Genomic DNA, 14643 nt, shown 5'->3' with positions numbered 1-14643 from the left:
CCCCACACTTTGGAAAGACTGACATGTTGAGAATCGCCGTGCCCAATAAGGGCTCGCTCGCCGAAACCGCCGCCCAGATGCTGAGCGAGGCCGGCTACAACGGCCGCCGCGACCCGCGCGACCTGGTCGTGGCCGACCCGCACAACGACGTGGAGTTCTTCTACCTGCGTCCCCGCGACATCGCCACCTACGTCGGCAGCGGCGCCCTCGACGTCGGGATCACCGGCCGCGACCTGCTGCTGGATTCCCGTTCCACCGCTGGCGAGATCGCCAGCCTCGACTTCGGGGACTCCACCTTCAGGTTCGCCGGGCCCGCCGGCCGCTTCGCCGAACTCACCGACCTCGAGGGCCTCCGCGTCGCCACGAGCTACCCCGGCCTGGTCGGCAGCTTCCTCGCCGGCCATGGCGTCACCGTCGACCTGGTCACCCTGGACGGCGCCGTCGAATCCGCCGTGCAGCTCGGTGTGGCGGATGCCGTCGCCGACGTCGTCTCCACGGGTTCCACCCTGCGCAAGGCCGGCCTGCAGATCTTCGGCCCGGTCATCCTCGAATCCACCGCTGTGCTGATCACCTCCGAGAACGTGAACCCCGGCATCAACACCCTGCTGCGCCGTCTGCAGGGTGTGCTCGTGGCCCGCCAGTACGTGCTCGTGGACTACGACGTGCACGTCGACAACCTGGACGCCGCCTGCCAGGCCGCGTCCGGGATCGAATCGCCCACGATCTCGTCGCTCCGCGACCCGAACTGGGTGGCCGTGCGCGTGATGATCCCGCGCCTGGACACCAACAGCGTGATGGACCGGCTCTACGAACTCGGCGCACGCGCCATCCTGGTCACCTCCATCCACAACGCCCGGCTGTAGCGGTATCCTCACCAGGCACGATCCCAGGAACAGGAAAGTGGACACGCACCCATGAGCCTCGCCGTCAGAGTGATCCCGTGCCTCGACGTGGCCAACGGCCGTGTCGTCAAGGGCGTCAACTTCCAGAACCTGCGCGACGCCGGCGACCCCGTCGAGCTTGCCAAGCGCTACTACGAGCAGGGCGCAGACGAGCTGACCTTCCTCGACGTCACCGCCACCGTGGATGACCGCTCCACCACCTACGACGTCGTTCGCGCCACCGCCGAGCAGGTCTTCATCCCGCTCACCGTCGGCGGCGGCATCCGCAGCGTCGACGACGTGTCGCGGCTGCAGGCCAGCGGGGCGGACAAGGTCGGCGTGAACAGCGCCGCCATCGCCAGGCCGGCCCTGATCTCCGAGATCGCCGACAGGTACGGCGCGCAGGTCCTGGTGCTCTCCCTCGACGTCAAACGCAGCCAGCGCACCGCCTCCGGCTTCGTGGTCACCACCCACGGCGGCCGCACCGAGACCGACCTCGACGCCCTCGCCTGGGCCCGCCAGGCCATCGACCTGGGTGCGGGAGAACTGCTGGTGAACAGCATCGACGCCGACGGCACCAAGGCCGGCTTCGACCTCGAGCTGATCACCATCATGCGCGAGCTCAGCAGCGTGCCGGTGATCGCCTCCGGCGGCGCCGGCCGGGTGCAGGACTTCCCGCCGGCCATCGCGGCGGGAGCCGACGCTGTCCTGGCCGCCTCCGTCTTCCACAGCGGAGACCTGACGATTGGCGATGTCAAGCGTGAGCTTGCCGACGCCGGAATGGTGGTGCGCCGATGAACGTCGACGCCGCATTGGACTCCGCCCGCTTCGACGCCACCGGGTTGCTTCCCGCCGTGATCCAGCAGTGGGACACCCGGGAGGTGCTGATGCTCGGCTGGATGGACCGCGAGGCCCTCAAGCGCACCCTCACCGAGGGCCGGGTCACCTTCTGGTCCCGCAGTCGACAGGAATACTGGCGGAAGGGCGACACCTCCGGCCACGCCCAGTTCGTGCGCTCCGCGGCCCTGGACTGCGACGCCGACACCCTCGTCGTGCAGGTCGAGCAGATCGGTGCGGCCTGCCACACCGGAACGCACACCTGTTTCGACGGGCGCGGCATCGACGTGACCGGACTCATCGCTCCGGACGCCGACGCCGAGGACCACCGATGAGCGCCGGCTCGACCACCCTGGCGGCGTTCACGGGCCTCCTCGGCGAGCACCGGGTGATCCCGGTGATCCGGGAACTCTTCGCCGACGGTGAAACCCCCGTCGGCATCTACCGCAAGCTCGCGGGCGGCACCCCGGGCAGCTTCCTGCTCGAATCCGCCGAACAGGGCGGCATCTGGTCGAGATTCTCCTTCGTCGGGGTGTCCTCGTTCGGCGTGCTCACCCAGACCGGCGACGACACCGCCTGGCTCGACTACGGCATCTCGGCCGAGCGTGCGTTCGGCGGAGCCAACGACCTGGCGCCGCTCGAGGCGCTCGCCTACCTCTATGAGCGCTGGCAGACGCCGCGCCTGGACGAGCACCCGCCGCTGACCGGGGGACTGGTCGGCTTCATCGGCTGGGAAGCCATCCGCCAGATCGAGCGGCTGCCCAACCGGCCGCCGGCGGACTACGACGTGCCCGGCCAGGCCTTCAGCTTCGTGGCCGATCTCGTGGTGATCGACCACAAGTTCGGCACCGTGCAGCTGATCGCCAACGTGCTCAACGACGGCATCGACCCCACGGATGCCCTGTGGCCCGCCGCGCAGGCGCGCCTCGACGCGCTGCAGACCCGGCTCACCCAGCCGGCCGAGGCCTTCGTGTCCACGGTGGACATGTCCACCCCGGCCTCGCCGCAGCACCGCACCGAACGGGACGACTTCCTCGCCGCCGTCGGCACGTCCAAGCAGCACATCGTCGATGGCGACGTGTTCCAGGTGGTCATCTCGCAGCGGTTCGACCAGGAGTGCACGGCAGACCCGATCGACGTCTACAGGGTGCTGCGCAGCCTCAACCCGAGCCCGTACATGTACCTGCTCAGCCTCGAGTCGACCGCGGCGGAACCGTACTGGATCGTCGGCTCCTCGCCCGAGGCCCTGGTGAAGGTGGCGAACACCCGCGTGTTCACGCACCCGATCGCCGGGTCGAAGCCGCGCGGGGCCACCCCCGACGCCGACGCCGACTTCGAAACCGAACTGGCCAAGGACCCCAAGGAACGCGCCGAACACCTCATGCTCGTCGACCTCGCCCGCAACGACCTGCTCAAGGTCTGCCGCGCCGGCTCGGTGGAAGTGACCGAGTTCATGCGCATCGAACGGTTCAGCCACATCATGCACCTGGTCTCCTCGGTCGAGGGCGACCTGCTGCCCGAGATGACCGCGATCGACGTCTTCAGGGCCACCTTCCCCGCGGGCACCCTCTCGGGGGCGCCGAAACCACGGGCGCTGGAAATCATCGACTCGCTCGAACCCACCCAACGCGGCGTGTACGGGGGAGTGGTGGGCTACTTCGGCTTCGCCGGCGACGCCGACCTCGCCATTGCCATCCGCACCGCCACGATCATGAACGGCGTCGCGCACGTGCAGGCCGGCGGTGGCCTGGTCGCGGACTCAGACCCGGCGTCGGAGTACCAGGAGTCCCAGAACAAGGCCGCCGCGCCGCTTCGTGCCGTAGCCGTGGCCAACTCGATGACCCGGGTGTACTGAATGACCGCGTCTCGCCGCATCAAGCCGATCCTGATCCTGGCGGTGATCGCCGCGAGCGGTCTGGCGCTCCTGGCCTGGACCCAGGTCTGGGCCAGCGTGCGGCTGGCCGCCGACGGCGACCCGCAGCAGGTCCTCGAGGTCACCGGCACCATCGCCGCCCCTGGCCTGACCGCACTGGCCCTGGCCGGGCTCGCCCTGGCCGGGGCGCTCACCATCGCCGGTGTGCTGATCCGCATCGTGCTCGGCCTGTTGGAAATCCTGCTCGGGGTGAGTGTCATCCTCTCGGCCGCGTTGGCCCTGACCGACCCGATCGGCGCCAGTGCGGCAGCGGTGACCACCGCAACCGGCATCGCCGGCACCGACTCCACCCGCTCGGCCGTGAGCAGCGCCGCACTGACCGTCTGGCCATACCTGGCCCTCGCCGCCGGCATCCTGATGGTCGCCGTCGGCGTGGTGATCTGCGTCACCGCTCGGCGCTGGCCTGGGCCGACCAAACGCTACGAAACCACCCGGTTCGAGCCCGTGACGGATGCCGCCACCGGGCAGACCCGCCCGCGCGACGCCGTCGACGACTGGGACGGCCTGACCAGGGGCGACGACCCCACGGTCTGACCCCGCACGCCGGCGATGCCGCCGGAGCCGGGGGTCAGCCCCGGCAAGCTAGAATTGTCCAGCACGCCCCTTGACCTTAGGAGAACCATGAGCTTCGAGTCGGCAGACCCCGGCCACGGCCACTCGACCGCGGCCTGGACCGCAGTCACCATCATGCTGATCGCATTCAGCATCGGCACCGTCGCGTTCTTCTTCGAGGTCGTCTGGCTCGTGTGGGCGTCCGCCGCCCTGCTCCTGGCCGGCCTCGTCGCCGGCTGGATCATGGCCAAGGCGGGCTACGGCGCGGCGTCGGTCGACGGAAGCCACTGACTGAAGTGCCCTCCGACCTTCTGGCAGAACTTCTCGCCGGCTCGCTAGCCGATGCCGACACCCGCCGGCTGGACCGGCCCTTCGCCGCCCTCGAGGCCGAGGCGCTCGCTCAGGCGCCGGCCCTGGACGCCTTGCACGCCCTCGCGCCGGCCGACCGGGTGAAGATCATCGCCGAGGTCAAGCGGGCCAGCCCGTCCCGGGGCCCCCTCGCCGAGATCACCGACCCGGCCGCACTGGCCGTGTCCTACGAATTCGGTGGCGCCAGCGCCATCAGCGTGCTGACCGAGGGCCGCCGGTTCCTCGGGTCCCTGAGCGACCTCGAGCAGGTCAGAGCCTCCGTGTCGATCCCCGTGCTGCGCAAGGACTTCATCGGCACCGCGTACCAGGTGCTCGAAGCCCGTGCCGCCGGGGCCGACCTCGTGCTGCTCATCGTCGCGGCCCTCGACCAGGCCACCCTGGGCGCCCTGCACACCCTGGTGCTCGAGCTGGGCATGACCCCGCTGGTCGAGACTCACAGCGCCGATGAGGTCGACCGCGCCCTGGACGTCGGAGCCAACTTGGTCGGCGTGAACGCCAGGGACCTGAGCACCTTCGAACTCGACCAGAACCTCTTCGCGAGCCTGGCCGACCGCATCCCCGCCGGCGTCGTACGCGTGGCGGAGTCGGCGGTCAAGACCTCCGCGGACGTGGCGCACTACCGCGCCGCGGGCGCCGACGTCGTGCTGGTCGGTGAAGCCCTCGTCACCAGCGATCCCATTCTCACCCTCAACGAATTCCTGGCGGTATAAATGTCCAGCGCAACCGAATCCCTCCGCGCCCAGTCCGGGCCCTACTTCGGCGACTTCGGCGGCAGATTTGTTCCCGAGTCCCTGGTGGCCGCTCTCGACGAGCTCTCGGCCGAGTATGCCCTGGCCAAGGCCGACCCGGCCTTCGCGGCCGAACTGTCCGAGCTGCACCGCACCTACACCGGCCGGCCGTCGCTCATCACCGAGGTGCCCCGGTTCGCCGCGCACGCCGGCGGCGCCCGCATCATCCTCAAGCGTGAGGACCTGAACCACACCGGCTCGCACAAACTCAACAACGTGCTCGGCCAGGTGCTGCTCACCAAGCGCATCGGCAAGAAGCGCGTCATCGCCGAGACCGGCGCCGGTCAGCACGGCGTGGCCACCGCCACCGCCGCAGCACTCTTCGGGTTGGACTGCGTGGTCTACATGGGCGAGGTGGACACCGAGCGGCAGGCGCTCAATGTTGCCCGCATGCGCCTGCTCGGCGCAGAGGTCGTCTCGGTGAAGACGGGCTCCCGCACCCTCAAGGACGCCATCAACGACGCCATGCGCGACTGGGTCACCAACGTGGAGACCACCAACTACGTGTTCGGCACCGTGGCAGGGCCGCACCCGTTCCCCGCCATGGTGCGCGACTTCCAGAAGATCATCGGCGAAGAGGCCAGGCAGCAGGTGCTCGACCTCACCGGCCGACTGCCCGATGCCGTCACCGCGTGCGTCGGAGGCGGTTCCAACGCCATGGGCATCTTCCACGCCTTCCTCGACGACCCTGAGGTGGCGCTGTACGGCTACGAAGCCGGCGGGGAAGGGACCGAGGGACTGCGGCATGCCGCGACCCTCACCAAGGGACGCCCCGGCGTTCTGCACGGTGCCCGCAGCATGATGCTGCAGGACGAAGACGGCCAGACCATCGAATCGCACTCGATCTCCGCGGGCCTCGACTACCCCGGTGTCGGCCCTGAACACGCCTGGTTGTCCAGCATCGGCCGGGCCACCTACCTGCCCGTCACCGACGCCGAGGCCATGGACGCACTCAGGCTGCTCAGCCGCACCGAGGGGATCATCCCCGCCATCGAATCGGCCCACGCCCTCGCCGGCACGCTGGAGCTCGGCAAGAAACTTGGACCCGACTCGATCATCCTCGTCAACCTCAGCGGCCGCGGCGACAAGGACATGGAAACCGCCGGCCGCTACTTCGACCTTCTCGACGCTGGAGCGCAGCAGCTGTGATGACCACGAGCCCCACCCGCACCGGCACCGGTGACATCCTCAGCAGCGTCGAAGCGACGATCGCCGCCCGCCGCGCCGCCGGCGGAGGCGCCCTGATCGGCTACCTGCCGGTCGGCTTCCCCACCCTCACCGAGAGCATCGACGCCGCCGTGGCGATCGCCAGGAGCGGTGTCGACATCATCGAGCTCGGCCTGCCCTATTCCGACCCCGTCATGGACGGCCCCGTCATCCAGGCCGCCACCCAGCAGGCCCTGGCCAACGGCTTCCGGCTGCGGCACGGTTTCGAAGCCGTCGCCGCGATCACCGCGCAGGTCGACACGCCGGTGCTCATGATGACCTATTGGAACCCCGTGCTGCAGTACGGCGTTGACCGATTCGCCGACGACCTGGCCGCCGCGGGCGGCGCCGGCCTGATCACACCGGACCTCATCCCCGACGACGCGCAGAGCTGGCTGGAAGCCAGCGAACGAGCGGGCCTGGACCGGGTCTTCCTGGCCGCCCCGTCGTCCTCCGACGAAAGGTTGGTGCAGGCGGTCACCCAGAGCCGGGGCTTCGTCTACGCCGTGTCCACCATGGGCATCACCGGCGCCCGCTCCGACGTCGACTCGGCAGCCCGGGTGCTGGTCACCCGCCTGCGCGAGGCCGGTTCCAGCAGCGCCTGCGTGGGCCTGGGAATCTCCACGCCCGCCCAGGTGCGTGAGGTGCTGCAGTACGCCGACGGCGCCATCGTCGGGTCAGCGCTGGTGAAGGCACTCGCCGACGGGGGAGTCGCCGCGGTGGCGACCCTCGCGGCGGAACTGGCCGCCGGCGCCCGCGACATCCGCGCCGCCGTCTAGCGTCAGCCGTTCCGTCGCTGACCCATCCGCACGAAAAACTCGCTCCGCCCAATAGGGTAAATTGTCCGAGGCGGTCGACCGACCGGCTCGAAGTGACGCACGCGTCACGATGAAAGGTTGTTGTGGTGTCGTTTCCCCTGAGCATTCCGAGCCCTGAGTGGAGCTACTTCGACCTGGGGCCGTTCCGCATCCACGCGTACGCGATCTGCATCCTGATCGGTATCTTCCTGGCCACCGCGATGACCTCGCGGCGTCTGACCAAGCGCGGCGGCGAGCCGGGCGTGGTGCTGGACATCATTCTCTGGGCCGTGCCGCTCGGCATCGTCGGAGCGCGGATCTTCCACGTGCTCACGCACCCCAACGACTACTTCTACGACGGGGCGAACCTCTGGGACGTCTTCGCGGTCTGGAAGGGCGGCATCGCCATCTTCGGCGCCCTGCTCGGCGGGGCAGTGGGTGCGTTCATCGGCACCAGGTTGGCCGGCATCCGGTTCTGGTCCTTCGCCGACGCCCTGGCGCCGGGGCTGCTGCTCGCGCAGGCCATGGGACGGCTGGGCAACTGGTTCAACCACGAACTGTTCGGTCTGCCGACCACGCTGCCGTGGGGTCTGGAGATTTCGACCGACAACCTCGCCTACCCGGTCGGCCTCCCCGCCGGCACCCTCTTCCACCCCACCTTCCTGTACGAGATCGTCTGGAACCTGGTCGGCGTCGCCGTGATCCTGATCCTGGAACGCAAATTCAGACTCCGCTGGGGCTCCGCGTTCGGCGTCTACCTGATCTGGTACGGCGTGGGCCGCAGCGTGTTCGAATCGATCCGCGTCGACCCGAGCGAGATCTTCTTCGGACTGCGCACCAATGTGTGGGCCGCGCTGCTGGCCATCGTGCTGGGCCTGGTCATCATCCTCGTGCAGAGCCGGCGGCACACCGGACGCGAACTGAGCCCATACCTGCCGGGGCGCGAGTGGAAGCCGGTCGACCCTGAGGTAGAATCTGGTGAAACCGATTCCGAGCGAGGCGATGACGGCGATGAAGCTGCTCAACCCGTTGAATCACGCGACGTCGACGCCACAAGCACAACCGACTCCCGCCCCTAACCGAGGTCATCCCACCCGGTCCACGGTTTCCGCCCCACATATCGGGCGGCCGGCATCTCCTCTTCCAGCGGGCCAACGTCGTCCCCACCTGCCAGTCATTTTGTGAGGACGGTCTAATGACGCAGCAACCACTCTTCTCGCGGTTCAGTAGTGTTCCCGAAAGTCAGGGTCTCTACAACCCGCACGACGAGCGCGACGCCTGTGGCCTCGCCATGGTCGCCACCCTGAGGGGAACAGCCGGGCACGACATCATCACGCGGGCGCTCGACGCACTCCGCAACCTCGAGCACCGCGGCGCGGTCGGCTCGGACGCCGGCACCGGCGACGGCGCCGGGATTGTCACCCAGATCCCGGATGATTTCTTCCGCGCCGTGGCGACGTTCGCGCTGCCCGATGCCGGCCGGTATGCCGTCGGCAACGTCTTCCTGCCCACCGAGCCCACCGCTCGCAGTGCGGTCAAGGCTGCCATCGAGACCATCGCCAGGGAAGAGAGCCTCAGTGTGCTCGGCTGGCGCGAGGTTCCGGTGCGGCCCGAAGAGGTCGGCAACCTGGCCCGCGCCGCCATGCCGGCGATCCAGCAGCTGTACGTCACCAGCAGCCGCACCGGCGAGGACGGCCTGCCCCTGGCGGGCATCGAGCTGGACCGCCAGGCTGTGCGGTTGCGCAAGCGCGCCGAACGCGAGGTGGAGACCTACTTCGCGTCGCTGTCCTGCCGCACCATCGTCTACAAGGGCATGGTCACCACCCTCCAGCTCGAGCCGTTCTACCCGGACCTCTCCGACGAACGTTTCACCTCGAAGCTGGCGCTGGTGCACTCGCGCTACTCCACCAACACCTTCCCGTCCTGGCCGCTCGCCCAGCCGTTCAGGATGATCGCCCACAACGGCGAGATCAACACCGTGCAGGGCAACCGCAACTGGATGCGCGCCCGCCAGTCCCAGCTCGAATCCGAGCTGCTCGGCGACCTGAACCCGCTGTTCCCGATCGTCACCCCCGGTGCCAGCGACTCCGCGTCGTTCGATGAGGTCGTCGAACTGCTGAGCCTGTCCGGCCGGTCGTTGCCGCACGCCGTCATGATGATGGTGCCGGAGGCCTGGGAAAACCAGCCCGACCTCGACCGGGACCGCCGCGCCTTCTACGAGTACCACTCCATGCTGATGGAGCCGTGGGACGGCCCCGCCGCCATCGTCTTCACCGACGGCACGCTGGTCGGAGCCACTCTCGACCGCAACGGCCTGCGCCCTGGCCGTTACGTGATCACCGACGACGGGCTCGTCGTGCTCGCCAGCGAGATCGGTGTGCTCGACGTCGACCCCGCCAGGGTCGTGCGCAAGGGCCGCCTGCAGCCGGGCAAGATGTTCCTCGTCGACACCGAGGCCGGCCGCATCATCGAGGACGAAGAGGTCAAGGGCGAGCTCGCCGCCAGTGAGCCCTGGGGTTCTTGGCTCGACGCGGGCCGTATCAACCTCAAGGACCTGCCGGACCGCGAGCACATCGTGCACCCGCCGGCATCCGTGGTGCGCCGCCAGCGCACCTTCGGTTACACCGAGGAAGAGGTGCGCATCCTGCTCGCCCCGATGGCCCGCAACGGTGCGGAACCGCTCGGAGCGATGGGTAGCGACACGCCCATCGCGGTGCTCAGCGAGCGTCCGCGGTTGCTCTTCGACTACTTCACCCAGCAGTTCGCCCAGGTGACCAACCCGCCGCTGGACTCGATCCGGGAAGAGGTCGTCACCAGCCTCCAGCTCGGCCTCGGTCCCGAACTCAACCTGCTTTCCACCGGTCCCGAACACGCCCGCCAGGTCGTGCTGGACTTCCCGGTGATCGACAACGATGAGCTCGCCAAGATCCAGCACATCGACACGTCGCCCGGCAGCCGCACCACCACGACCATCCGTGGCCTCTACCGCTTCGACGAGGGCCCCAGCGCCCTCTCCAACCGCATCGAGGAGATGTGCCACGAGGTCGACGCCGCCATCGAAGCCGGGGCCCTGTTCATCGTGCTCTCGGACCGGGACAGCTCCAAAGACCTCGCGCCCATCCCGTCGCTCTTGATGATCGCCGCCGTGCACCACCACCTCATCCGCACCGAGAACCGCCTCAAGGTGGGCATCGTGGTCGAGGCCGGCGACGTGCGCGAGGTGCACCACGTGGCCCTGCTGATCGGGTACGGCGCGAGCGCGGTGAACCCGTACCTGGCCATGGAGACCTGTGAGGACCTCGTGCGCAGCGGCTTCATCACCACCGTCACGCCGGAAAAGGCCGTGAAGAACGTGATCAAGGCGCTCGGCAAAGGCGTGCTCAAGATCATGTCCAAGATGGGCATCTCCACGGTGTCCTCCTACGCCGGCGCTCAGACGTTCGAAGCCGTGGGACTCAGCCAGCAATTCATCGATCAGTACTTCACCGGCACCACCAGCAAGCTCGGCGGCGTCGGCATCGACGTGATCGCGGCCGAGAACCTCGAACGGTATGCCGGCGCCTACCCGCAGGATGCCGCCGTGACCGTGCACGAACGCCTCGCCACGGGTGGCGAATACCAGTGGCGCCGCGACGGCTCCCCGCACCTGTTCAACCCGGAGACCATCTTCAGGCTGCAGCACTCCACCCGGACCCGGCGCTACGACATCTTCAAGGAATACACCAAGCTCGTCGACGACCAGTCGGAGAGCCTGATGACGCTCCGCGGCATGTTCGCGTTCAACGTCGGCGCACGCAAGGCCGTGCCGATCGACGAGGTCGAATCGGTGGCCTCGATCGTGAAGAAGTTCTCCACCGGCGCGATGAGCTACGGCTCCATCTCGCAGGAGGCGCACGAGACCCTCGCCATCGCCATGAACCGGCTGGGCGGCAAGTCCAACACCGGTGAGGGCGGCGAGGACCTCGACCGCCTGCTCGACCCCGAACGGCGCAGCGCCGTGAAGCAGGTCGCGTCCGGCCGGTTCGGCGTCACGAGCATGTACCTCACCCACGCCGACGACATCCAGATCAAGCTCGCCCAGGGCGCCAAGCCGGGGGAGGGCGGCCAGCTGCCGCCCACCAAGGTGTACCCGTGGGTGGCCCGCACCCGGCACGCCACCGCCGGTGTCGGCCTGATCTCGCCGCCCCCGCACCACGACATCTATTCGATCGAAGACCTCAAACAGCTGATCTTCGACCTCAAACGGGCCAACCCGACCGCGCGCATCCACACCAAGCTGGTCAGCCAGTCCGGTATCGGTGCCGTCGCTGCCGGCGTCGCCAAGGCGCTTTCCGACGTGATCCTGGTCTCCGGGCACGACGGCGGCACCGGCGCGAGCCCGCTCAACTCGCTCAAGCACGCCGGCACACCCTGGGAACTCGGCCTCGCCGAGACCCAGCAGACCCTGATGCTCAACGGCATGCGGGACCGCGTGGTGCTGCAGGTCGATGGCCAGCTCAAGACCGGCCGGGACGTCGTCATCGGCGCCCTGCTCGGTGCCGAGGAGTTCGGTTTCGCGACCGCCCCGCTCATCGTCGAGGGCTGCATCATGATGCGCGTCTGCCACCTGGACACCTGCCCGGTCGGCGTCGCGACCCAGAACCCCGAGCTGCGGAAGCGCTTCTCCGGCAAGGCCGACTACGTGGTGAACTTCTTCGAGTTCATCGCCCAGGAGGTACGCGAGTACCTCGCCGAGCTCGGATTCCGGAGCCTGGAAGAGGCCACAGGACGCAAGGAACTGTTGAACGTCAACGGCGCCCTCAACCACTGGAAGGCGTCGGGGCTGAACCTCTCGCCGATCCTGGTCGGCCCGGACTTCTCGGCCGGAGAACCCCGCCGGTCCGCCAGGGAGCAGGAACACGAACTCGACAAGCACTTCGACGTCGAGCTCATCCGGCAGAGTGCCAACGTGCTCGAGCACGGCGGCCAGGTCACGATCGCGTTGCCCATCCGCAACACCGAACGTGCCGTCGGCACCATGCTCGGCCACGAGGTGACGCTGCGGCACGGGGAGAACGGCCTGCCGGCCGGGTCGATCGACGTGACCCTCACCGGGTCGGCTGGACAGTCCTTCGGTGCGTTCCTGCCCAGCGGCATCACGCTGCGGCTCGAGGGCGACTCCAACGACTACGTGGGCAAGGGACTCTCCGGCGGCCAGATCATCGTTCGCCCAGACCGTGCCAGCGTGTTCGCCGCCGAGGAGAACGTGATCGCCGGAAACGTCATCGGCTACGGTGCGACCCTGGGCAGCATGTTCATCCGCGGCATCGTCGGCGAACGCTTCCTGGTGCGCAACTCCGGCGCGACCGCCGTGGTGGAGGGGGTGGGCGACCACGCCCTCGAGTACATGACAGGTGGCCTCGCCGTGATCCTCGGCGAGACGGGCCGTAACCTCGGCGCCGGCATGTCCGGCGGCACCGCCTACATCTACAAGCTGCGCTCCGAGCTCGTGAACCGCGACTCGTTGGAGTCCGGCGAACTCACGCTGCTGCCCCTGGGCAGCGCCGACATCGAGATCGTCGGCGACCTGCTCGAACAACACCTGGAGCAGACCGATTCTGCTCTGGCCGCACGGCTGCTTGCCGACCGCGACACGACAATGAAGAACTTCGTCAAGGTGCTGCCGCGTGACTACGCGGCCGTCCTGGCGACCAGGCAGAGCGCCGTCGCCGAGGGGCTCGACCCCGACGGCGATGTGGTCTGGAACCGCATTTTGGAGGTAACCAATGGCTGACCCGAAGGGATTCCTGAAGACCACGGATCGGGAGCTTCCCGCTCGTCGTCCGGTCTCCATCCGCCTCATGGACTGGAAAGAGGTCTATGAAGCCGGCGATTCCGCCGTGCTCAAGCGCCAGGCCGGCCGCTGCATGGACTGCGGTGTGCCGTTCTGCCACCAGGGCTGCCCGTTGGGCAACCTGATTCCGGAGTGGAACGACCTCACCTGGCGCGACGAGGGCCGTGCGGCCATCGAACGCCTGCACGCGACGAACAACTTTCCCGAATTCACCGGCCGGCTCTGCCCGGCGCCCTGCGAGTCCGCCTGCGTGCTCGGCATCAACCAGCCCGCTGTCACCATCAAGCAGGTCGAGGTGTCGATCATCGACCAGGCGTTCGCCGAGGGCTGGGTCACCCCGCAGCCCCCGGGCCGCCTGACCGGCAAGACCATCGCCGTCGTCGGCTCCGGCCCGGCCGGGCTCGCCGCCGCCCAGCAGCTCACCAGGGCCGGCCACACCGTGGCCGTGTTCGAACGTGACGACCGCATCGGCGGCCTGCTGCGCTACGGCATCCCGGACTTCAAGATGGAGAAGAAGCACCTCGATGCGCGGCTCGCCCAGATGACTGCTGAGGGCACGCGGTTCCGCGCCGGCGTCAACATCGGCCTGGACATCACCTGGGCCGACCTGCGCGCCAGGTACGACGCCGTCATCATCGCGACAGGCGCCATGGTGCCCCGCGACCTCCCGATCCCCGGCCGCGACCTGCCCGGGGTGCATTTCGCGATGGAATACCTCGTGCAGCAGAACAAGGTGGGTGCCGGCGACACCGTCGACAACCAGATCCTGGCTGAGGGCAAGCACGTCGTCGTCCTCGGCGGCGGCGACACCGGTGCCGACTGCATCGGGACCGCGCACCGTCAGTTGGCCTCGTCGGTGACGAACCTCGCCATCGGCAAGCAGCCGGGCGACAGCCGTCCGGAGCACCAGCCCTGGCCGATGTCGCCGACCCTGTTCGAAGTCTCCAGCGCCCACGAAGAGGGCGGCACCCGCGAGTACCTTGCCTCCACCATCGAATTCCTGGCCAACGAGGCCGGCGAAGTTCGGGCGATCCGTGTCGCCGAGACCGAATATCTCGACGGCCGACGGGTGCCCAAGGCGGGAACCGAACGCGAGATTCCCGCTGATCTGGTGTTACTTGCACTCGGATTCACCGGCCCTGACAGCGCCGAGCTGACCCATGAGCTGCACGTTCCACTCGACGACCGGAGTAATGTCGTCCGTGATAGTGATTACCAGACCAGCCACGAGGGTGTTTTCGTTGCCGGAGATGCAGGCCGAGGTCAGTCGCTCATCGTATGGGCGATCGCCGAAGGACGCGCTGCCGCGGCAGCCGTCGATCGGTATCTCGAAGGCGAGACTCAACTGCCCGCCCCGGTGAAGCCGACGGATCATTCGTTTGCCATCTGAGCGAACGAACTGAATTCCGCTGCCCATTCTCTCCAACCAACCGAACGCACCAATGCG

At 68.3% G+C, this 14643-nt stretch carries 12 protein-coding genes; all 12 read left to right on the top strand.

Annotated elements, in window-relative coordinates; translation table 11 throughout:
• Positions 1-23: 23 nt before the first annotated feature.
• The 12 genes from hisG to ACEN2M_RS01120 all read left to right on the top strand — a co-directional run bounded on the left by hisG (position 24) and on the right by ACEN2M_RS01120 (position 14586).
• On the top strand, positions 24-863 hold the full coding sequence (gene hisG / locus ACEN2M_RS01175) for an ATP phosphoribosyltransferase (RefSeq protein ID WP_441646295.1): 840 nt from the start codon (positions 24-26) through the stop codon (positions 861-863).
• Between the two features lie 51 nt (positions 864-914).
• The gene (gene hisF, locus ACEN2M_RS01170) at positions 915-1679 is read left to right on the top strand and encodes an imidazole glycerol phosphate synthase subunit HisF (protein WP_441646294.1); all 765 of its coding nucleotides are present in this window, start codon (positions 915-917) and stop codon (positions 1677-1679) included.
• Positions 1676-2053: a phosphoribosyl-AMP cyclohydrolase gene (gene hisI, locus ACEN2M_RS01165; RefSeq protein ID WP_441646293.1), complete on the top strand. Its 378-nt coding sequence runs from the start codon at positions 1676-1678 to the stop codon at positions 2051-2053. Before hisF ends, hisI begins: the two co-directional genes overlap by 4 nt.
• Entirely contained in the window at positions 2050-3573 is a 1524-nt protein-coding gene (locus tag ACEN2M_RS01160; protein WP_441646292.1) for an anthranilate synthase component I, read from the top strand. Before hisI ends, ACEN2M_RS01160 begins: the two co-directional genes overlap by 4 nt.
• On the top strand, positions 3574-4185 hold the full coding sequence (locus ACEN2M_RS01155) for a Trp biosynthesis-associated membrane protein (RefSeq protein ID WP_441646291.1): 612 nt from the start codon (positions 3574-3576) through the stop codon (positions 4183-4185).
• A gap of 87 nt (positions 4186-4272) precedes the next feature.
• On the top strand, positions 4273-4494 hold the full coding sequence (locus ACEN2M_RS01150) for a DUF6704 family protein (protein WP_441646290.1): 222 nt from the start codon (positions 4273-4275) through the stop codon (positions 4492-4494).
• 5 nt (positions 4495-4499) lie between these two features.
• On the top strand, positions 4500-5282 hold the full coding sequence (gene trpC, locus ACEN2M_RS01145) for an indole-3-glycerol phosphate synthase TrpC (RefSeq protein ID WP_441646289.1): 783 nt from the start codon (positions 4500-4502) through the stop codon (positions 5280-5282).
• Positions 5283-6509 carry a tryptophan synthase subunit beta gene (gene trpB, locus ACEN2M_RS01140; protein ID WP_441646288.1) on the top strand — a complete coding sequence of 409 codons (1227 nt, stop codon included), beginning with the start codon at positions 5283-5285 and terminating at the stop codon, positions 6507-6509.
• Entirely contained in the window at positions 6509-7345 is an 837-nt protein-coding gene (trpA, locus tag ACEN2M_RS01135) for a tryptophan synthase subunit alpha (protein ID WP_441646287.1), read from the top strand. The genes trpB and trpA overlap by 1 nt, the downstream gene beginning before the upstream one ends.
• 122 nt (positions 7346-7467) lie before the next feature.
• Positions 7468-8442 (top strand): prolipoprotein diacylglyceryl transferase, encoded by a 975-nt coding sequence (gene lgt, locus ACEN2M_RS01130; RefSeq protein ID WP_441646286.1) that lies wholly within the window; start codon positions 7468-7470, stop codon positions 8440-8442.
• A gap of 116 nt (positions 8443-8558) precedes the next feature.
• Positions 8559-13136: a glutamate synthase large subunit gene (gene gltB, locus ACEN2M_RS01125; protein WP_441646285.1), complete on the top strand. Its 4578-nt coding sequence runs from the start codon at positions 8559-8561 to the stop codon at positions 13134-13136.
• Complete coding sequence (locus tag ACEN2M_RS01120) at positions 13129-14586, top strand: glutamate synthase subunit beta (RefSeq protein WP_441646284.1); 1458 nt, start codon at positions 13129-13131, stop codon at positions 14584-14586. Before gltB ends, ACEN2M_RS01120 begins: the two co-directional genes overlap by 8 nt.
• The last annotated feature ends 57 nt before the right edge of the window (positions 14587-14643 follow it).

It is taken from the genome of Cryobacterium sp. W22_MBD10_FK3, from assembly GCF_052113745.1.
Classification (GTDB): Bacteria; Actinomycetota; Actinomycetes; order Actinomycetales; family Microbacteriaceae; genus Cryobacterium.
This window is presented reverse-complemented; position numbering and strand designations above follow the sequence as displayed.